This window comes from Kaistia soli DSM 19436 (assembly GCF_900129325.1).
Taxonomy (GTDB): domain Bacteria; phylum Pseudomonadota; class Alphaproteobacteria; order Rhizobiales; family Kaistiaceae; genus Kaistia; species Kaistia soli.
Window position 1 is genome coordinate 1,727,868 of the sequence record NZ_FQUP01000001.1, and the last position, 19,805, is coordinate 1,747,672.

Below are 19,805 nucleotides of genomic sequence, written 5' to 3' on the forward strand. Positions count from 1 at the left end.
GTCTTGCCCGACGTTTCTATTATGAAGCGCGATGTCGTGTCCATTGCTTGCCATCGAGAGTGGTGGGCTGGTGCGACAATTACTCACGTGAAAGACGCCCGGCGCCCGCGTTCGCGGTACCAGCGAAGGCAAAAAGTGGTGCGGACCGCCGAGCCTCTTGAGGCTCTGTCGATCGATCGGCCCCGATGAGTGGCGGCCGCTCGTGCCAGTTGTCGGCGAAGAGAGCCAGCCGGTATGTGATACCCGCTGGCGTTCCCGATCAGGGCGGCGTCAGGACACCGAGCCTCTCGCCCTCGTAGACCGATGAGCGCAGGGGGCGCCACCACCAGTCGTTCTCGATGTACCAGGCGACCGTCTTCGCGATGCCGCTTTCGAATGTCTCGCGGGCACGCCATCCGAGCTCCGTCTCAAGTTTGGAGGCGTCGATCGCGTAGCGCGCGTCATGGCCGGGCCGGTCGACGACGTATTTGATCAGTTGCTCATGCGGGGCGTCCTTCGGCCTCCAATCGTCCATCAATGCGCAGACATGCTTCACAACGTCGATGTTGCGGCGCTCGTTGCGTCCGCCGACATTGTACTTCTCGCCGAGGCGCCCCTTTGTCGCGATGAGATGCAGCGCCCTTGCGTGGTCCTCGACGAAAAGCCAGTCGCGAATGTTCAGGCCCTGCCCGTAGACCGGCAGCGGCTTGCCTTCGAGCGCGTTCAGGATGATCAGCGGGATCAGCTTTTCGGGAAAGTGATAGGGCCCGTAATTGTTCGAGCAGTTCGACACAACCACGGGCAGACCATAGGTGCGATGCCAGGCGATCGCCAAGTGGTCGCTCGCCGCCTTGGACGCGGAATAGGGCGAGGAGGGGTCGTAGGGCGTCGTCTCTTTGAACAGCCCCTCGTCACCAAGCGACCCATAAACTTCATCAGTCGAAACGTGGAGGAACCGGAACTGCTCCTTCGCGCCGGCCGGCAAGCCCATCCAATACTGACGCGCCGCTTCCAGAAGCGTGTAGGTGCCGACGATATTGGTTGAAATGAAGTCTCCGGCGCCGGTGATCGAGCGGTCGACATGGCTTTCAGCGGCGAGATGCATGATGCAGTCGGGCTGGAAGCCAGCGATGGCCTCTGAAAGCGGGCCGCGATCGCAGATATCGATCTGGGCAAAGCGATAGTTGGGCGCGTTCGCGATCGTCTTCAGCGAAGTGAGCGTCCCGGCATAGGTCAATTTGTCGATGACCAGCACGTCGGCGCCGACTTCGCCCACGAGATGGCGAACCAATGCCGAACCGATGAATCCGGCGCCGCCGGTTACAATGATTTTCATGTTTCGATCCACCAAAGCGATAGCCTGACATCCCCCGCGCGGCCGCGCGTGGTCAGGCTTCCGCAAGCTTGAGCAGGTACTTCCCATAGGCGGTTTTCGAGAACTGCTTGCCGAACACAATCAGTTCGTCGCGGGAGATGAAGCCGTTGAGATAGGCGATCTCTTCGATGCAGGCGATGTGCGTGCCGGTCCGGTGCTGCATGGTGCGCACGAATTGGCTCGCCTCGAGGAGGCTGTCATGGGTCCCAGTGTCGAGCCAGGCAAAGCCTCGCGACATGCGCTCGACGAAGAGCGCACCCGCTTCCATATACACACGATTGAGATCGGTGATCTCATATTCGCCGCGCGGTGAGGGTTTGAGCCTCTGCGCATGGCCGACAACGGCATTGTCGTAGAAATAAAGCCCGGTCACCGCGAAGGGCGACTTCGGCAGGGGGGGCTTTTCCTCGATGCTGAGTGCCTTGCCGGTCGTGTCGAGCTCGATGACGCCGTAGCGTTCCGGATCATCGACCTCGTAGGCGAAGACGGTCGCTCCGGTCGGACGCGCCTTGGCCCGATCCAAGAGTTCCAGCATGCCGGCACCGAAGAAGATGTTGTCGCCGAGAATGAGCGCGACGTTGTCGTCGCCTATGAAGTCAGCGCCAAGCGTGAAGGCCTGTGCCAGGCCGTCCGGGCTCGGCTGCATCACATAGGAAAATGAAACGCCCCATTTAGAGCCGTCGCCAAACAGGCGCTTGTAGCTGTCCAGATACTCCGGCGAGGAGATGATCAGGATCTCTCTTATCCCTGCCAGCATCAGAACCGACAGCGGATAATAGATCATAGGCTTGTCATAGACCGGAATGAGCTGCTTGTTCACCGCCAGGGTGGCGGGATGAAGCCGCGTTCCGGAACCGCCTGCGAGGACGATGCCTTTCACGACGATAATCCTTTTCTTTTCATTCTTGCCTCCGCAGATCGTGAAGGACCTCGCGAAGAGCGTCTGTGAAAGGTCGCGCGATCAATCCGTAGTCGTGCGCGAGCTTCGCGCCGCCGAGGACCGAATTGGCCGGGCGACGCGCCGGAGTCGGATAGTCATGGGTCGCGATGGCCTCGACCTCGGGCACCTGCAGCCCGGCTTCGGCCTCGCGGCTGAAGATCTCCCGCGCAAAGCCACACCAGGTCGTCGCGCCATCATTCACGAAATGATAGGTGCCGACCGGGGCTGCGGGGTCTTCGATCATTCTCAGCGCGATCGCAGCAAGTACGTCGGCTAGATCGTGCGCGCTGGTTGGGCAGCCATGCTGATCGTCGACAACGCGCAGCCGGTCGCGGGTCGCGCCCAACCGCAGCATGGTCTTGACGAAATTCGTGCCATCGGCGGAGAACACCCAGGACGTCCGGACGATCGCGGACCGGGGATTGCCAGTGCGGATGGCTTGCTCGCCGCTCTCCTTTGAAGCGCCGTAGACGCCGAGGGGCCGCACGGCGTCCTCTTCGAGATAGGCGCCCACCTTCGTGCCGTCGAAGACGTAGTCCGTCGATACGTGGACCATCGGAATGCCGGCGCGAGCCGTGGCGGTTGACAGTGCGACGGGGCCGATCGCATTGACCGTCCAGGCCGCGAGGCTATCGCTCTCGGCCTTGTCGACTGCCGTATAGGCGGCCGCATTGATGACGGCGGCATAGCCGCCTTTTTCGACATAGTCGGCGATGCGACCGGGTGCAGCGAGGTCAAGTTCAGCGCGTGTCGGCAGGTCCAGCGAAACACCGTGCGGCCATGTCCGGCGCGCAAGAGCCGCGCCGACCTGTCCGGTTCCGCCGGTAACGAGGATGCGCATCCTGCTAGCCTCAGACTTCGATCATTTGCATGGGCCGCCCGTCGCCGGCGAAGGGGCTCTCGAACCCCGCGAGGCGCGGCAGGCGCCCATCCTTGTCGCTCAGCAAGGGCGCCGCGTCGGCCGGCAATGGCCAGGCGATGCCGATTTCGGGATCGTTCCAGGCGAGCCCGGCATCACAGTCCGGGGCGTAGAAGTTGGAGACCTTGTAGGTCACTTCCGTGTCGGGCTCCATCGTGAAGAAACCATGCGCGTAGCCCACGGGAATGAAGAGTTCGTGGCCGTTATCGGCGCTGAGTTCCGCACCGATCCACTGGCCGAAAGTCGGCGAACCCTTGCGAATGTCTACGGCGACGTCGAAGATCCGGCCGCGGACGCAACGAACGAGCTTATCCTGGCCGAAGGGTGGTGTCTGGAAGTGAAGGCCGCGCAGCGTGCCGATCCGGACGGAGAGGGAATGATTGTCCTGAACGAAGCGACAACTGATCCCAAAGCTTTCGAACTTCTTCTCGTTGTAAACCTCACTGAACCAGCCGCGATCATCACCAAATCGCTTCGGTTTCACGAGAACTATCGTAGAGTTCATCTTTTACTCGAAATCCCCGCCTAGCGCATGAGCGCGTCGCAACATGCCGGAAAGTCCCAGGCCTGTCGAGGCCCCGACTGGTCGTCGCGCCCGTCGATCGTTGCCGCTAGACCCTTGATGCAACGTCGTCAGCGCGGCATAGCTCCTTGCTCAGGAGGAGCCGCCCATGTCGTCCGATCCGTCATCCGCTATCCCTGTCGACCAGTTCGCCGAGGCAGAGGCGGCCAGCGAGCATCAGCGCCTGACAGCCGCCATTCGCGAGGCGGATGTCCATTATCACCAGGAAGACGCGCCGACGATCAGCGACGCGGAATATGACGCGCTGCGCAACCGGCTGAACGCGATCGAGGCGCGCTTCCCGGGCCTCACCTCCGAGGCGAGCGTCGCGGTCGGCGCGGCGCCTTCTGCGAAATTCGCCAAGGTCCACCATGTCGTACCGATGCTCTCGCTCGACAACGCCTTCAAGGACGCCGACGTCGCCGAGTTCATCGACCGCGCCAAACGCTTTCTTCGCCATGACGGACCGCTGGCGTTTACGGCCGAGCCGAAGATCGATGGGCTTTCATTGTCGCTTCGTTATGAGGCCGGTCAGCTGGTGACCGCGGCAACCCGCGGCGACGGTTTCGAAGGCGAAAATGTCACGGCGAATGCCCGCACCATCGCCGATATCCCCCAATCCCTGCCTCAGGGCGTTCCCGAAGTCGTCGAGATCCGCGGCGAATGCTACATGGCGCACGCTGATTTCGAGGCGATCAATGCGCGCGCAGCCGAGGGAGGAGCGCGTCTATTCGCTAATCCGCGGAATGCCGCTGCTGGTTCGCTGCGCCAGCTGGACCCGAGGGTCACGGCGGCGCGGCCGCTCAAGTTCTTTGCCTATGCCTGGGGAGAAATGAGCGCGATGCCGGCCAAGACGCAGATGGGCATGGTCGAGGCCTTCAAAGCTTGGGGCCTGCCGACCAATCCGCGCATGGAGCTCTGCAAGAGTGCGGAGGAGGCGCTCGCCTTCTATCATGGCATCGAGGAGGAGCGGGCGCGCCTCGGCTATGACATCGACGGTGTCGTCTACAAGGTCGATGACCTTGCCCTGCAGGCGCGGCTCGGCTTTGTCTCGCGCAGTCCGCGCTGGGCGATCGCGCATAAATTTGCCGCCGAGCGCGCCTTCACGGTTCTGAACGATATCGACATCCAGGTTGGCAGGACTGGCGCGCTGACGCCGGTGGCGAAGCTCGAGCCCGTAACGGTCGGCGGCGTCGTGGTTTCCAATGCCACGTTGCACAACGAGGACTTCATCAAGGGAATCGGCTCGAACGGATTACCGATTGCCGGCCGAAGCCTTGACGGCGAGGGCAGGCCCGTCGATATCCGTATTGGCGACACGGTCGTCGTGCTGCGCGCCGGCGACGTTATACCGCGCGTCGATGATGTCGTGGTGGACAAGCGTCCCGCGGGGGCGGTTCCGTTCGAATTCCCCACGATATGCCCGGTCTGCGGCAGTCATGCGGTGCGGGAGGAGGGCGAATCCGTCCGCCGCTGCACCGGTGGCCTGATCTGCGCCGCCCAAGCGGTCGAGCGCATCCGGCACTTCGTCTCGCGTCTCGCCTTCGACATCGAAGGGCTCGGCGATGAAATGGTTCAGCTGTTCTTCGAGGAAGGCGTGATCCGCAATCCGGCCGACATCTTCAAGCTGCATGAACGGCGCGAGGCGGCGCGCGAGGCGCTGCTCAAGCACAGGATCCGCCAGTCCGAGGCCCGCCGGCAAGGTGCGGAGGGGCCGAGCAAGGCGATCGACGACGATAAACGCTCCTTCGAGGGGCTTGATAAGCTGATCCGGGCGATCGACGAGCGGCGCTCGATCCCGCTCGATCGCTTCATCTATGCGCTCGGTATCCGCAATATCGGCGAATCCACTTCGAAGGCGCTGGCAAAGCGCTATGTCAGCGTCGATCGGTTTCGGCAGGCAGTCTCCGAGGCGGGCGCGGCGCGGCCTGGCGCGGCCTGGCTTGAACTCACCGATATCGACGGCATCGGTCCTGGATCGCGCGACAAGCTGCTGAAGATCGAGCTGCCGCCTTCATTTGAGGGATTGCCTGATCTCGATGCACGTACGGCGATCGGCCAGGCGAAGCTTTCGTCGAAGGCGCATCAAAGCCTGATAGCGGCTTATGGAAATGCGCAGGCGGCCCTGGCGCGGATTGCCGAGGCCAAGAACGGCGTTCCAGGCGAAGCGTTCAGCGAGTTGGCTGGGCTGTCCGATGTCGGCAGCGTGGCGGCCACGGACCTGATCGATTTCTTCGCCGAGCCGCATAACATCGAGGTTGTCGATGTTCTCGTTGAGGAAGTGCGTGTCGCCGATGTCGCGGCACCGCGTGGCGGTGGAACGCTCGACGGTCAGATCGTCGTCTTCACGGGCACGCTCGAAAAGACGACCCGAAATGAAGCCAAGGCGATCGCCGAGCGGCTGGGGGCAAAGGTATCGAGCTCCGTCTCCTCGAAGACGAGTTTCGTGGTCGCCGGTAGCGAGGCGGGCTCGAAGCTTGCCGATGCGACGCGGCTCGGAGTGAGGGTTCTTTCAGAAGATGAATGGCTTGCATTGATCGCATAAGCCTATGCAAAAAGAGCCCCGCCTGAGGCGGGGCTCGATCGCTGCGCAAAGATGCGCGCGCTGCCAGACTACGGCGCAGTGGTCGACGGGGCTGCCGGGGCCATCGGCGTGGCCGGGTCCGTCGGGGTGACCGGATCAGCCGGGGCGGTCGAGCCCGTGGCTTCGGCTGGCGTCGCATCCGGCACCTTGAACTCGGGAGCTGCGGTCAGCTCGTCCTTGGTGGTGTTCAGGCGGTACTTCCAGCTGTTGCCGTCAGCGACGCGCTCAAGGGCACTCGGATTTACGGCGACATTCTTCTCACCAATTCCGAGGAAGCCACCGACACCGATGACGACCGCCTTGACCTGACCGTCCTTGGTAGCAATCAGGTCGTTGACGTCGCCGAGGTTTTCATCGCCGACGCCATAGATCGTCGAACCGATCAGCCGCGAGGCGACCCAATCGTCAGCGGCCGGCGCAGCGACAAAACGGTCGAGCGGGGCTGTCGGGGTAACCGGCGTGACAGTATCGCCGGTTGCAGCCGGCGGGGTCGTGGGGGCCGGGGTCGCATCCTGCGCGAAGGCAGGTGCAGCCGCCAGAAGTCCGGCAATAGCCGTGGCCGCGAAGAGCTTCGTCATGATTAACTCCGTGATTTTATGTGACTATCAGAGCGTTTGCTCAGTCATCCAACGGAGTTATGCCGCTCGCGTTCCCTGCGGCCGCCGAAAAAATAGCGCTGCCGTGATGGGGCGGCGCAGGTCGTGTCATACGCTCAGGGGTTGCGTCGCCAGCTTCAGGAAGACGAGCGCATTCCCCTCGAGCTGCGGGGCGAGCGCGTCGTGGACGCGAGCGTGATAGGCGTCGAGCCAGGCTCTTTCGGGTGCCGTCATCAGCGCTGGATCGATCAGATTGCGGTCGATCGGCGCCAGCGTCAGCGTCTCGAAGGAGAGCATCGGCCGGTCGCCGCCGGCGATCTCGGTCGGAGGTTCGACGACGATCAGGTTCTCGATGCGGATGCCATAGGCGCCCGTCTTGTAGTAGCCGGGCTCGTTGGAGAGGATCATGCCGGGCTCGAGCGCGACGTTGCCGGTCTTCGAAATGCGGGCTGGCCCCTCATGCACCTGCAGGAAGACGCCGACGCCATGGCCGGTGCCGTGATCGTAGTCGAGGCCGGCTTGCCAAAGCGCCAGACGGGCAAGCGTATCGAGCTGTGCGCCCGTGGTCCCCTTTGGGAAGCGAGCGGTCGATAGCGCGATATGCCCCTTCAGCACGCGGGTGAAGCGATCGCGCATCTCATCGGTCGGCCGCCCGACGGCGATGGTGCGGGTGATATCAGTCGTGCCGTCCTGAAACTGGGCGCCGGAATCGACCAGATAGAGCTGCCCGGGTTCGATCGCGCGATCGGTTGCCTCGGTCACGCGGTAATGGACGATGGCGCCGTTCGAGCCGGCACCGGAGATGGTGTCGAACGAAATCTCCATCAAAGGCTCCCCATCGGCAGCCCCGACCTCCGCGCGGAAGGCCTCAAGGCGCTTGGCGGCACTGATCTCGGTGAGGCCGCCCTTTGCTGCTTCGGCGTCGATCCAGGCGAGAAAACGCGTGACCGCAGCCCCGTCGCGCCGATGCGCGCGGCGCATGCCCTCGAGTTCGGCGGCATTTTTCCGTGCCTTGGGCAGCGAGACGGGGTCGCTGCCTTCGACCAGGGCGCCACCCGCGCTGGTCAGCGCATGGGCGAGCGCGTCTGGCGTTGACTGCGGATCGGCGAGGACACGCGCCCCGGCCGCACCTAGCTTGGCGAGATCGCCGGCCAGCGCCGCTTCTTCCTTGATGTCGGCAAGGTCGGCGAGCGCGTCGCGAACGGCGTTCGACAGCTTGCGGCCATCGATATAGAGCGAAGGCGGTCCGTCGCGCCGCAGGATGGCGTAGGACAGCGCCACCGGATTATGCGGAACATCGCCGCCGCGGATGTTGAAGGTCCAGGCGATCGAATCGGTCTGGGCGAGGATTGCGGCATCGACGCCTTTGTCGGCGAGGAGCACACGGAGCCGCTCGATCTTCGCGGTCGCGCTTTCGCCGGCGAGCGCGTCGGGCTGCATCACGACCGCGGCTTGCGGCGGCGCGGGCCGGTCATGCCAGACCCTGTCGATAGGATTCTCTTCAACAGGGATTAACGTGGCGCCGGCTGACTGGGCAGCCGCCTCGAAGCGACGCACCTCGGCGATCGTCATCAAGCGCGGATCATATCCGATGCGGTCCTTCCCACCGAGACGGCTCTTCAGCCATTCGTGCGGCGGCGTCTCGATCAGATGTTCATAAGAGAAGTCCTGGCTGTCGACCTGGTCGCGCACCTGCAGCGTGTAGCGGCCATCGACGAAGATGGCCGCTTCGCCAGAGAGCACGATCGCAGCGCCGGCAGAGCCGGTAAAGCCCGTCAGCCAGGCAAGTCGCTCAGCCGAAGCGGGGATGTATTCGCCCTGATACTCGTCAGCATGGGGAACGATGAAGCCGGTGAGGCCGAGGCGGCTGAGCTCGGCGCGGAGGGCCGTCACGCGCTCACCGATCGGCCCGGAGCGTGTCGGAGCTTCGAAAGTCTGGAACATCATGAGGGCTCGCTGGGGACACTATGGTGAACGAAGCGTAGCGGCGCCGCGCTCCAGCCGCAATTGCGTTGACGGAGATGGTTGCATCGCGTCATCAATGTGTCGGAACTTTGTGCGATGCAAAAACTGCATGTCAGTCATGCCGTTGCGGCGGTTCCTTCGTGCGCTCGCCTCCACTATGTTCCTGCTTGCAACGGGGTGCCCTGGCACTTCACGGAAGGATTGGACACGATGACTGCAGCTTATGGAGAGATCGGCATTGCCCCGGCAGCAAGCCGTGGGCATGGCGTCGTCCGGCGCGCGGTCGCCCGGATGAACCATACTCGCGAGCGCCAGATGCCGCGTTATGTCAATGGCTATCAGCTTTCGCTCGACGATGCGTCGCTCGCGACCTTCGGCTTCGACCGTGAGAGCTTCGAGCGTTCGGCGTTCAGCGCCACGCTCTAGGACGACCGCTCGGCCAACGGCCCGGCATGATTGTTGAAGGCCCCGTCATCGGCGGGGCCTTTTGCTTGTCTCGTACGTCACGCGACACAGTATCAACGCCGCCCAGGCAAGACGCCGCCTTATCGGGCGCGCTCGAGCGTCAGCGTCAGCCAGCCTTCCATCTCGCCGGAGCGGACGAGCTTGAGGCCCTCGGCCTCATAGGCGGCGGTCACGCTCGGTCCCTGGGCGGTGAGCAATCCCGAGAGCACGACCGTGCCACTGGCTGGATCGAGATGGCGAGCGATGTCGCCGGCGAGCGCGATCAGCGGGCCTGCGAGGATATTGGCGATGATCAGCTCGAACGGCGCGTGGGCGGCGAAGACCGGATTGCCGAAACCTTCGGCCGTCTCGGCTTCGATCAGATCGCCGACACCGTTGAGAACGGCGTTCTCCCGGGTGACGCGCGTCGCGACCGCGTCGATGTCGGTGGCCAGCACGCGCTTGCCGAAGGCCTTGGCAATCGCGATCGCCAGCACGCCGGTCCCGGTGCCGAGATCGAGAATAGATCCGAAGTCGCGCGCCGTGCAGATGCGGTCGATCTCGGCGAGGCAACCCGCCGTCGTGCCGTGATGGCCGGTGCCAAAGGCCTCGCCAGCCTCGATTTCGATCGCGATGTCGCCCGGCCGAATTTTCTCGCGGTCATGGCTACCGTGAACGAGGAAGCGACCGGCGCGGACGGGCCGCAACCCCTCCAGCGACTTCGCGACCCAGTCCTCGTCCGGCAGCGGCGCTACGGTGTAATGCGGCACGGAGCCTTTCATCGCGTCAGCGATCAGCGTCGCGAGGACGGTCTCGTCGGGCGCATCCTCGAAATAGATGTCGACAATCCAGCTCTTGTCAGCCTGCTCCGTCGTGGCGGCGGTCGGGAAATCGAGCTCTTCGCTGGCGCCGAGCGCCTCCACGAGGGCCTGCGCCATTTCTTCGGTCGCGACGGGGAGGGAGGCGATCAGGGTCATGCGAATGGGTCTCTCGTGCGGCGCCTTGACTTGCGTGAAGGCCGGACTTCGGATTGGTGAGGCTTCATAGCCTCCGCCGCCGCCGAAGTGAAATCAGAAGAGACCCATGACAGCTGTCGACATCCGCACCGATCCCCCGTTGGCCAACGCGAATCTCGCCGCATTATGGAGCGCAGCCTGGGGCAATACCGGGCCTGCCGATTTTCAGCCCATGCTGACGCACAGCCTCGTCTATCTCGGCGCCTATGACGGCACGCGGCTGGTCGGCTTCGTCCATGTCGCTTTCGATGGCGGCGTGCATGCCTTCCTGCTCGATCCGACCGTGCATCCCGATTGCCGCCGCACCGGCCTCGGAACGCGGCTCGTCACGGAAGCCGCGCGGCTTTCGGCCGAGCGCGGCGCTGAATGGCTGCATGTCGATTACGAACCGCATCTCGCCGGTTTCTATGCCGGCTGCGGCTTTCGCGCGACAGAAGCGGGGCTGTTGCGGCTCACCCCCTAGATACGAAGCTGTCGACGACTTTTTTCGGTCCGGTGGCGAAGTCAACCGTCAGCTTGTTGCCTTCGATCTCCAAGATGGTGCCGTAACCAAATTTCTGGTGAAAGACCCGTTCGCCGCAGGCATAGGCGGAGGAGGGACCGGTCGATTTGGCGATGAGCTCGCCTTCGATCAGGCGCGAAGCGCCGCGCGAGGTCGACTGGGTGCCGGCGGCGCGATTCTTCTGCGCCCGCTGCCAGCCTGGCGTTGAATAGGTGTTGGCGAAGGGGTCGGCGCGGTCGAAGCGGCTGGCGCCATAATTGCCGACGCCGCCGACATTGTATCCGCCATAGCTTGATGTCTGCTCGACGACGTCGACATGCTTGTCCGGCAGTTCGTCGAGGAAGCGCGAGGGCACGGAGGATTGCCAGAGACCGTGGATGCGGCGGTTGGAGGCGAACCAGATCAGCGCGCGCTGCTTGGCGCGCGTGATGCCGACATAGGCGAGGCGCCGCTCCTCCTCGAGGCCGGCGCGGCCGCTTTCGTCGAGCGTGCGCTGGCTCGGGAAGAGCCCTTCTTCCCAGCCCGGTAGGAAGACCGTCTCGAATTCGAGACCCTTTGCGGAATGCAGCGTCATGATCGACACTGCGTCGTTGCTGTCGGCGCTGTCGCGGTCCATCACGAGCGCAATATGCTCAAGGAAGCCTTCGAGCGACTCGAACTCTTCCATCGAGCGGATCAGTTCCTTGAGATTATCGAGCCGCCCGGGAGCATCGGCCGAGCGGTCCTGCTGCCACATCTCGGTGTAGCCGCTCTCGTCGAGGATGATCTCGGCGAGTTCCGTATGCTTGATCACGCCGAGCTTGCCGCGCCAGCGCGCGAAGGCCGCGACGAGATCGCGCAGCGAGGTACGGGCCTTGGCGCCGATCTCGCTCGTTAGCGTCAATTCCTCGGCCGCCTGCAGGATTGGGATCTGGCGGGCGCGCGCATGGTCGTGCAGCAGGCGCACCGTCGTCTCGCCGATGCCGCGGCGCGGCGTATTGACGATGCGCTCGAAGGCGAGGTCGTCGCCGGGCTGCATGACGATGCGCAGATAGGCGAGGGCGTCGCGGATTTCCTGCCGCTCATAGAAGCGTGGGCCGCCGATGACGCGATAGGACAGGCCGAGCTGGATGAAGCGCTCCTCGAACGAGCGCATCTGGAACGAGGCGCGCACCAGGATCGCCATCTCGTTCAGCGCATGGCCGCGGCGCTGCAGAGTCTCGATCTCCTCGCCCACCGCGCGTGCCTCTTCCTCCGAATCCCACGACGATGCGACCTGCACTTTGGCGGCATCTGGGTCGGTGGCGTCGGTGAACAGCGTCTTGCCGAGCCGTCCCTCATTATGGGTGATGAGATGCGAGGCGGCCCCAAGGATATGGCTGGTCGAACGATAATTGCGTTCGAGCCGGATCACCACCGCGCCCGGAAAGTCCTTCTCGAAGCGCAGAATGTTGTCGACCTCGGCGCCGCGCCAGCCATAGATCGACTGGTCATCGTCGCCAACGCAGCAGATATTGCGCCGGCCCTGTGCCAGTAGCCGCAGCCAGAGGTATTGCGCGACATTGGTGTCCTGATACTCGTCGACCAGCATGTACTGGAAACGCTGGTGATACTCGGCGAGGACGTCGGGATGCTCTCGGAAAAGGCGGAGATTCTCGAGAAGCAGATCGCCAAAATCGCAGGCATTCAGGACCTTCATCCGGTCCTGATAGGCCGCGTAGAGCTTCAGCGCCTTGCCACTGGCAAAGCCGCCGCCATCGCCCGGCGGAACATCCTTCGGCGAAAGGCCACGATTCTTCCAGCTGTCGATGAGACCCGCCAGTTGCTTGGCCGGCCAGCGCTTCTCGTCGATGCCCTCCGCCTGGATTACCTGCTTCATCAGGCGAACCTGATCGTCGGCATCGAGAATGGTGAAATTCGGCTTCAAGCCGACCATCTCGGCATGGCGGCGCAGGATGCGCACGCCGATCGAGTGGAACGTTCCGAGCCAGGCCATGCCCTCGACCGCCGGGCCGATCAGGTCGCCGATGCGGTGGCGCATCTCGCGGGCCGCCTTATTGGTGAAAGTCACCGCGAGGATCTGGCTCGGGCGCGCCTTGCCGGTCGCGAGGAGATGGCCAATACGCGTCGTCAGCACGCGCGTCTTGCCCGTTCCGGCGCCGGCCAGCACCAGCACCGGTCCTTCCGTCGTCTCGACGGCAAGACGCTGTTCGGAGTTGAGGCGGACCAGATAATCCGGCTGCGAACGGGCGCCAAGGGCGCGCGCGGCGATGCCGCCCGGCCGCGGCCCGGGAGCCTCGTGGTCGAACGGGTCTGTCATGCGAGGGCCCGCATGCGATTCGGAAACGTGAACATAGCGCGAATATGGAGCGTTGCCGCCGCTCTTTCCAGCAAGAGCACCGCATCAGTGCCATGGTGATGGCGTTCTATGGACCAGGTCGCGTAGAGGAAGGCGCCTGCGGCCGGCTGGCCGGGGCGCCGCAACCTGTGGAGAAGATGACGATGCGTGCAGCGATCCATGAGACATTCGGCGACCCGGCTGAAGTCCTGAAGGCCGGCGAGCGGCCGATGCCAGAGCCCGGCGCCGGCGAGATACGGGTCCGCTTGGTCCTGTCGCCCATCCACAATCATGATCTTTGGACCGTGCGGGGGGACTATGGCTACAAGCCAACTCTTCCGGCCATTGGCGGCACCGAGGCGCTCGGCATCGTCGATGCGCTCGGCGAAGGCGTCTCGGCGCCCCCCATAGGCACGCGCGTCGTGATCGCGGGGGTTAACGGCGTCTGGGCAGAGTATTTCCTGGCGCCGGCTGCGCGGGCCATCCCGCTGCCTGATGCGATCGACGACGCGACGGCCTGCCAATTGATCGCCATGCCGCTCAGCGCCCTGATGCTGCTCGAGGATCTGAGGCTCCAATCCGGCCAGTGGCTCGTGCAAAACGCGGCGAATGGCGCGGTCGGCCGCCTCGTCTCGACCTTCGCCAAGACGCGCGGCCTCAACGTCGTCGGCCTCGTCCGTCGCGCCGCTGGCGTCGCCGAGTTGGCCGATCTCGGCATCGACAACATCGTCTCGACAGCTGAGCCGGGCTGGGAGCGGCGGGTCGCGGCAATCACGGGCGGCGCACCGATCCTTCGGGGCATCGAATCGGTCGGTGGTGAGGCCTCGCGCCAGATGTTGTCGCTGCTGGCGCCTGGCGGACGCCTCATCTCCTTCGGCTCGATGAGCGGCGCACCCCTTCTCGTTCCGTCGGGCGATCTCATTTTCCGCCAGATTACGGTTGAAGGCTTCTGGGGCGCCACACGCTCGGCCGCGACGCCGCGCGAGGACATGGCGCGCATGATCGGCGACCTGATCCGCTTTGCCGCGACAGGCACGCTGCGCCTGGAACTCGACGAAATCTTCACGCTCGAAGAAGTCGGAGAGGCCGCGGCGGCCAGCGACCGGCCGGGACGCAGCGGCAAGATCGCGCTTCGCCCCTGAACATCGTCGCGGGGCCGAGGAAGTCTTTGGCGTCGCTGGATGATTTTGCTAGGTTGCCGCCACCCGCCCTGGGCGGTGATCGGTTGAGGGGAGCATGTTGGCATGAGCGTTTCGGCATTGCGCAGTAAGGGCGGTCTCGCCGATGCGCTTGGCCGTCTGGAGCTGCGCTTCGGCGCCCGCTTCAGCCGTGGCGCGGAACTGCGCCGACAACATGCCAACACCGTCAACTGGCTGCCCAACGAGCCGGCCGATGCCGTCGTCTTCGTCGAGACGACGGAGGAGGTCGCCGAACTGGTGAGGATTTGTGCCGAGCATCGCGTGCCCGTCGTTCCGTTCGGCACCGGCACAGGCCTCGAGGGCCATGTCAACGCGCCGCTCGGTGGCGTGTCCGTCGATCTGTCGCGCATGAACAACGTCATCGCCGTACGGCCCGAGGATCTCGACTGCACCGTCGAGGCGGGTGTCACGCGACGCCAGCTCAACGACTATCTGCGTGATCAAGGGCTTTTCTTCCCGATCGATCCTGGCGCCGATGCGAGCCTCGGCGGCATGGCGGCGACGCGCGCATCCGGCACCAACGCCGTGCGCTACGGGACGATGCGCGACAGCGTCGTCAACCTGACAGCCGTGATGGCCGACGGCACGATCATCCATACAGCGCGGCGGGCGCGGAAATCCTCCGCCGGCTACGACCTGACGCGTCTGCTCGTCGGCTCGGAGGGAACCCTTGGCATCATCACCGAGGTAACGCTCCGGCTCTCCGGCATTCCCGAGGCGATCGCGGCGGGCGTCTGCGCGTTTCGAAGTGTCGAGGATGCCTGCAACGCCACGATCCTCACCATCCAGAGCGGCATTCCCATCGCGCGCATCGAGCTGCTCGACGCGCTCATGGTCCGCGCCACCAACGATTTCGCCGGCCTCGGCCTCCCTGCGACGCCACATCTCTTTGTCGAATTCCATGGGTCGGCGGCCTCGGTCGAGGAGCAGGCGCGGCAATTCGGCGAGATCGCGGCCGCGTTTGGTGGCGGCAGCTTCCAGTCGGCGACAAGGCCCGAGGATCGCACCAAGCTCTGGCAGGCTCGCCACGACGCCTATTTCGCCGCGAAGGGCCTGCGTCCCGGTGCGTCGGTGATCGCGACCGACGCCTGCGTACCGATCTCCCGCCTTGCCGAATGCGTCGCGGAGACCCAGGCGGACATCGCGGAAACGGGTCTGATCGCCCCGATCGTCGGCCATGTCGGAGACGGCAATTTCCACGTCCAGATGATGGTTGATACCGCCAATCCGCATGAGGTCGAGCTCGCCGAGCATTTTCTCGGGCGTCTTGCCAAGCGGGCCATCTCAATGGACGGCACCTGCACGGGCGAGCATGGCGTCGGCCAGGGCAAGCGCAAATATCTGGCGCTCGAGCATGGGCCGGCGCTCGGTGTGATGCGCAGCATCAAGGCGGCGCTCGATCCGCTCGGCATTCTCAACCCCGGCAAGGTGCTGCCCGAGTAAATCGGGCGCCGGTCGACGCAAGGAGGCGGACCTGAGCAGGCTCTACCTGTTCTTCGGTGGCTTGATCATCGCCGTGCTGTTCGCGGCGCTGGTCGTGCCGCTGTTCGTCGACTGGAACAGCTATCGATCGAGCTTCGAGCGGCAGGCCGCGACGATTTTCGGCCAGCCGGTTCATGTCGGCGGAACGGTCAGCGCCACCGTGCTGCCGATGCCTTCGCTCGTCTTTACCGATGTGCGCGTTGGTGGCACCGCCGAGCAGCCAATGCTGCGCGCCGATCGCTTTGCCATGCGCATCGAACTCATTCCGCTGATCACCGGCGACGTGAAGGTCGCGGAGATGCAGATCGACCGGCCCGAGCTTGCAGTGACGGTCGATGATGACGGCAAGGTCGACTGGCTGCAGCGGAGCGCGGCATCGGCATCGCTGAACCCGGACGCAGTGTCGTTGCAGCATGTGACGCTGAGGAACGGCTCGATCAGCTATCTCGATAGCCGTTCGGGCCGCGTTGTCGCGTTCGATCATATCGATGCGACGGTCGATGCACGCTCACTGCTCGGCCCCTGGAAGATCGACGGGCGCCTGGAGAATGAAGGCCGTGCGTCGGCCGTGCATATCGCCAGTGGACGACGCGAGGCGGATGGCTCGCTGCGGGTGAAACTCGACGTCGTCCCGGCTGACCTGCCCGTGACGCTTTCGGCCGAAGGTCTTGTCAACGAAGATGCGAAGGGCCTCGGTTGGTCTGGCACGTTCAATCTCGCCGAAGTTGTCGCGCCCGTGCAGGGCGAAGCAAAGCCGCAGCCGGGCTGGCGCGCCGCGGGTGGCTTCGAGCTGCGCCCGGACCTATTGCGCCTGCCTGAACTGACACTTGCGGATGGTCCCGACGATCGGCCGTTCAGCCTGACCGGGGCCGCAACCATCGCGCTTGGCGAAGACATGCGTTTCGATGCGGTGCTGAAGTCGCGCCAGGTCGATCTCGATCGCTCGATCGGCAAGGGACCAAACGAACCCGTCGACGTGAATGCGGCCGGCGGCGCATTGGTGGCCGCCTTGGCCACCCTGCCACGGCCACCCATTCCGGGACGCATCGGCTTCGATGTTCCCGGCATCGTCGTTGGTGGCTCTGTCGTCCAGAATCTGCAGTTCGATGCAGCGACCGACGGCAAGGGCTGGCGGATCGAGGAACTGGCGGCTGACCTTCCGGGCCGGACTCGACTTTCGGCCGATGGCACAGTCGAGACCGCGCCGAAGGTCCGGTTCGTCGGCGGCGTCCGCGTCGCTTCCGAGCAGCCGTCGATTTTCGCCGCCTGGTGGCGTGGCGGTCCTGCGGGAACGCGGCTGCCGCTGCAGCCCTTCGACATGTCCGGTCAGGTCGACATCGCGCCCGAACAGATCCGCATCACCGGAATGTCGGCCCGGATGCAAGGCTCGAATATCCGGGGCGCGCTCGATTGGCAGCGCGATTCCGCCGGACAACGCGCGCTGACGATCGATGTGAAGGCCGACCGGTTCGACTATGATCAGGCCGCCTCGCTGACCGAGCTCTTTGCCGGGCGGAGTGTGACAGCGCAAGGCGGGCTTGCCGACAGCTTCCGCGTCAAGCTGGCGGCCGGGACCTTCATTGCCGGCGACACGACACTGTCCGACGTGTCGGCCGATGGCGGCTATGCCGGCGGGGTGCTCACGGCGACCCGTTTCTCGGTCGGTGATCTCGCGGGTGCTGCACTGCAGGCGAGCGGCCGCCTTGCCGATCTCGACACGACGCCGAGCGGCCAGGTCTCGGCCTCCATCGATGCCAGCGACCTGCGCGGCGTGGCCGATGTCGTCGAACGGATCCTGCCCGGATCGGGCTTTGCCGCCTGGCTCGGCGCTGCGGCGCCGGCTCTGCACGATGCCAAACTATCGGCGGTCGCCAATGCAGAGGCCGTCGACGGCATAACCAATGCCAATCTCACGCTGAACGGCAGCGCCGGCGGCAGCGCGATCGACGTCGCGCTCGGCCTTTCCGGCTCGCCGGCGGACTGGCATGACGGGTCGTTCAAATTGTCGGCCGCGATTGAAAACCCTGATGCGGGCGCCGCGCTCAGGCAATTCGGCTTCGCCGCTGAGCCGGTTGAGACGCCGGGCATGCTCCGCCTGACGATCGAAGGCGGCGGCGCCCTTTCCAACGGCGTGCCGCTCAACCTGAAGGGCGAGGTGGCGGGCCTCGGCTATGCGGTCTTGGGCAATCTCTCGGTCGACGAGAGCCGTACGCCGCATTTTGCCGGCAAGGCGACACTGGCCGGCGCGGATGCTGGCCCGTTTGTCGGCCTGTTGACAGGGCCGGTTCCAGGGCTCGCGTCGCCGTCGCCGATCGACGTAGCGGCGACGCTCGACATCGCACCCGGCCGTCTGGCGCTCGCCTTCGACAAGGCGACACTCGGGCAGGCCGCGGCCAGTGGATCGCTGACATTCGCGAGGACCGGCGCGCGATGGGGGCTCGATGGCGACCTTTCTCTCGATCAACTCGATCTCGCTTTGGCAGCTGGGCTGGGCTTTGGCATAGCGCCCGAGGGAGGCGATGGAGGCTGGTCCGATGTGCCTTTCGGCAGGCCGGTGTTGCCTGGCATCGACGGGGCCGTTGACATCAAGGCCGCGCGGCTGGATCTCGCCGATGGTCTCTCCGTCGCCAATGCCATTGTGAGTGCTCGCCTTGCCGGCGGGCGGACCGACTATGCGCTTTCGGCCGGCGACTTTGCCGGCGGTACGGCAACAGGTGCGCTGTCGATCGACAATCAGGACGGCTCTGCAACGGTTTCCGGCCAGTTCGAGATCAAGGACGCCGCGCTCGGGTCGCTCACCTGGCAACAGGACGGCAAGCCGGTGCTCACCGCGCCGCTTGACATTTCCGGTCAGTTCGAAGGCAGCGGCCGTTCATTGGCCGGAGTCGTTGCTACGCTTTCGGGCGGCGGATCCCTGCATGCGGGCGCGGGCACAGTTGCGGGTCTCGATCCGCGCGCTTTCGGGGCCACCATCGCTGCGGCGGAGAATGGCCGCGACCTCGATGAGGCCGGTCTCCGCAAGGTGTTCGCCAGCTTCCTCGATGCCGGGCCTCTGACATTCAGCAGCGTCGATGGCGCCTTTTCCATCGTCGCCGGGACGGTCCGCGCGCAGAACCTCGACATTGCCTCCGACGAGGCGCGTGTCGCCGGCGGCGCGACGATCGAGCTCAACCAAAGCGCACTGGCGAGCCAGTGGACGCTGACAGCGACCTCCGGCGCGGAGACAACGACCGGCGCCTTCCCGCAAGTCGGCATCAGTTTTTCCGGCCCGCTCGCGGCGCCCGAGCGCAGCCTCGACGTGACGCCACTGCTCAGCTTCCTGCAACTGCGCGCCTTCGAGCGCGAGGTTCAGCGTATCGAGAAGCTGCAGGCCGAGATTCTTGAGAAGGAGAAGCTCGGACGGCTGGTGCGCGTTGGCCGCGATGAGGATCGCCGCAAGGCGGAGGCCGCCGAGCGCGCGGCCGAAGCGGAGGCTGCCAAAGCCGAGGCCGAGCGGAAGGCGGCCGAGCAGGCGGCAGCGGCGGCGGAAGCCGACCGCCTCGCCAAGGCGGAGGCTGAGCGTCAGGCGGCCGCCGAGGCGCAGCGCCAAGCCGATGCCAAGGCTGCTGCTGAAGCTGAGACGGCTGCGGCAGCGCAGCAGCGGGCCGCTCAGGCGGCTGCCGAGGCGGAGGCGGCCAACAAGGTCGCTGCCGAGGCGAAGGCCAGGGCGGACGACGCAGCCAAGCGGAAGGCTGAAGCCGATGCAGCTGTCGGAGCGACTTCGCAGGCCGCTAAGGATGCAGGCGCCGATGCCGATGCGGCCAAGAAGCGGGCTGAAGCGGAGCGGAAAGCCGACGCCGATGCCATCGAGCGGGCGCGGAAGCTCTTGGAGACCGTGCCGCAACACCTGCAATTGCCGCAGGATTCAGGCGCAAACTGACCCAGC

14 protein-coding genes are annotated in these 19,805 nt (G+C 65.0%); 6 read left to right on the forward strand and 8 right to left on the reverse strand.

What is annotated here, in order from left to right; translation table 11 throughout:
* Positions 1-259: 259 nt before the first annotated feature.
* The 4 genes from rfbB to rfbC are packed head-to-tail and all read right to left on the reverse strand — an operon-like array spanning position 260 to position 3,718.
* On the reverse strand, positions 260-1,315 hold the full coding sequence (rfbB, locus tag BUB39_RS08365) for a dTDP-glucose 4,6-dehydratase (RefSeq protein WP_073052450.1): 1,056 nt from the start codon (positions 1,313-1,315) through the stop codon (positions 260-262).
* Between the two features lie 52 nt (positions 1,316-1,367).
* Positions 1,368-2,234: a glucose-1-phosphate thymidylyltransferase RfbA gene (gene rfbA / locus BUB39_RS08370; RefSeq protein ID WP_073052451.1), complete on the reverse strand. Its 867-nt coding sequence runs from the start codon at positions 2,232-2,234 to the stop codon at positions 1,368-1,370.
* A gap of 19 nt (positions 2,235-2,253) precedes the next feature.
* Positions 2,254-3,135, reverse strand: coding sequence for a dTDP-4-dehydrorhamnose reductase (gene rfbD / locus BUB39_RS08375; protein ID WP_073052452.1), 882 nt, complete (start codon positions 3,133-3,135; stop codon positions 2,254-2,256).
* Between the two features lie 10 nt (positions 3,136-3,145).
* Positions 3,146-3,718 (reverse strand): dTDP-4-dehydrorhamnose 3,5-epimerase, encoded by a 573-nt coding sequence (gene rfbC, locus BUB39_RS08380; protein WP_073052453.1) that lies wholly within the window; start codon positions 3,716-3,718, stop codon positions 3,146-3,148.
* Positions 3,719-3,884: 166 nt separating this feature from the next.
* On the opposite strand from rfbC, the gene ligA reads away from it, so the two are divergent.
* Positions 3,885-6,320: an NAD-dependent DNA ligase LigA gene (gene ligA / locus BUB39_RS08385; protein ID WP_073052454.1), complete on the forward strand. Its 2,436-nt coding sequence runs from the start codon at positions 3,885-3,887 to the stop codon at positions 6,318-6,320.
* 68 nt (positions 6,321-6,388) lie between these two features.
* On the opposite strand, the gene BUB39_RS08390 is transcribed toward ligA, so the two are convergent.
* A complete protein-coding gene (locus BUB39_RS08390; protein WP_084527015.1) occupies positions 6,389-6,937 on the reverse strand; it encodes a PRC-barrel domain-containing protein in 549 nt (182 codons plus the stop codon).
* 126 nt (positions 6,938-7,063) lie between these two features.
* Complete coding sequence (locus BUB39_RS08395; RefSeq protein WP_073052882.1) at positions 7,064-8,899, reverse strand: aminopeptidase P family protein; 1,836 nt, start codon at positions 8,897-8,899, stop codon at positions 7,064-7,066.
* A 231-nt stretch (positions 8,900-9,130) separates the two neighbouring features.
* Between BUB39_RS08395 and BUB39_RS08400 the strand changes: the two genes are divergently transcribed.
* Entirely contained in the window at positions 9,131-9,346 is a 216-nt protein-coding gene (locus tag BUB39_RS08400) for a hypothetical protein (RefSeq protein WP_073052456.1), read from the forward strand.
* 119 nt (positions 9,347-9,465) lie between these two features.
* On the opposite strand, the gene BUB39_RS08405 is transcribed toward BUB39_RS08400, so the two are convergent.
* A complete protein-coding gene (locus tag BUB39_RS08405; RefSeq protein ID WP_073052457.1) occupies positions 9,466-10,341 on the reverse strand; it encodes a 50S ribosomal protein L11 methyltransferase in 876 nt (291 codons plus the stop codon).
* A 106-nt stretch (positions 10,342-10,447) separates the two neighbouring features.
* Between BUB39_RS08405 and BUB39_RS08410 the strand changes: the two genes are divergently transcribed.
* Positions 10,448-10,843, forward strand: coding sequence for a GNAT family N-acetyltransferase (locus tag BUB39_RS08410; RefSeq protein ID WP_073052458.1), 396 nt, complete (start codon positions 10,448-10,450; stop codon positions 10,841-10,843).
* On the opposite strand, the gene BUB39_RS08415 is transcribed toward BUB39_RS08410, so the two are convergent.
* The gene (locus BUB39_RS08415) at positions 10,833-13,181 is read right to left on the reverse strand and encodes an ATP-dependent helicase (protein ID WP_073052459.1); all 2,349 of its coding nucleotides are present in this window, start codon (positions 13,179-13,181) and stop codon (positions 10,833-10,835) included. The two genes, BUB39_RS08410 and BUB39_RS08415, sit on opposite strands and share 11 nt — an antisense overlap.
* A 182-nt stretch (positions 13,182-13,363) precedes the next feature.
* Between BUB39_RS08415 and BUB39_RS08420 the strand changes: the two genes are divergently transcribed.
* The 3 genes from BUB39_RS08420 to BUB39_RS08430 all read left to right on the forward strand — a co-directional run bounded on the left by BUB39_RS08420 (position 13,364) and on the right by BUB39_RS08430 (position 19,799).
* The gene (locus tag BUB39_RS08420; protein ID WP_073052883.1) at positions 13,364-14,341 is read left to right on the forward strand and encodes a zinc-binding dehydrogenase; all 978 of its coding nucleotides are present in this window, start codon (positions 13,364-13,366) and stop codon (positions 14,339-14,341) included.
* Positions 14,342-14,443: 102 nt separating this feature from the next.
* Positions 14,444-15,841, forward strand: coding sequence for an FAD-binding oxidoreductase (locus BUB39_RS08425; RefSeq protein WP_073052460.1), 1,398 nt, complete (start codon positions 14,444-14,446; stop codon positions 15,839-15,841).
* 46 nt (positions 15,842-15,887) lie between these two features.
* Positions 15,888-19,799: an AsmA family protein gene (locus tag BUB39_RS08430; RefSeq protein ID WP_280174644.1), complete on the forward strand. Its 3,912-nt coding sequence runs from the start codon at positions 15,888-15,890 to the stop codon at positions 19,797-19,799.
* Positions 19,800-19,805: the final 6 nt, after the last annotated feature.

What these genes read in the sequence shown, in the direction of transcription:
- rfbB (WP_073052450.1), bottom strand. Translation starts at nt 1,315, where the DNA reads ATGAAAATCATTGTAACCGGCGGCGCCGGATTCATCGGTTCGGCATTG.
- rfbD (WP_073052452.1), bottom strand. Translation starts at nt 3,135, where the DNA reads ATGCGCATCCTCGTTACCGGCGGAACCGGACAGGTCGGCGCGGCTCTT.
- rfbC (WP_073052453.1), bottom strand. Translation starts at nt 3,718, where the DNA reads ATGAACTCTACGATAGTTCTCGTGAAACCGAAGCGATTTGGTGATGAT.
- ligA (WP_073052454.1), top strand. Translation starts at nt 3,885, where the DNA reads ATGTCGTCCGATCCGTCATCCGCTATCCCTGTCGACCAGTTCGCCGAG.
- BUB39_RS08390 (WP_084527015.1), bottom strand. Translation starts at nt 6,937, where the DNA reads ATGACGAAGCTCTTCGCGGCCACGGCTATTGCCGGACTTCTGGCGGCT.
- BUB39_RS08395 (WP_073052882.1), bottom strand. Translation starts at nt 8,899, where the DNA reads ATGTTCCAGACTTTCGAAGCTCCGACACGCTCCGGGCCGATCGGTGAG.
- BUB39_RS08400 (WP_073052456.1), top strand. Translation starts at nt 9,131, where the DNA reads ATGACTGCAGCTTATGGAGAGATCGGCATTGCCCCGGCAGCAAGCCGT.
- BUB39_RS08405 (WP_073052457.1), bottom strand. Translation starts at nt 10,341, where the DNA reads ATGACCCTGATCGCCTCCCTCCCCGTCGCGACCGAAGAAATGGCGCAG.
- BUB39_RS08410 (WP_073052458.1), top strand. Translation starts at nt 10,448, where the DNA reads ATGACAGCTGTCGACATCCGCACCGATCCCCCGTTGGCCAACGCGAAT.
- BUB39_RS08415 (WP_073052459.1), bottom strand. Translation starts at nt 13,181, where the DNA reads ATGACAGACCCGTTCGACCACGAGGCTCCCGGGCCGCGGCCGGGCGGC.
- BUB39_RS08420 (WP_073052883.1), top strand. Translation starts at nt 13,364, where the DNA reads ATGCGTGCAGCGATCCATGAGACATTCGGCGACCCGGCTGAAGTCCTG.
- BUB39_RS08425 (WP_073052460.1), top strand. Translation starts at nt 14,444, where the DNA reads ATGAGCGTTTCGGCATTGCGCAGTAAGGGCGGTCTCGCCGATGCGCTT.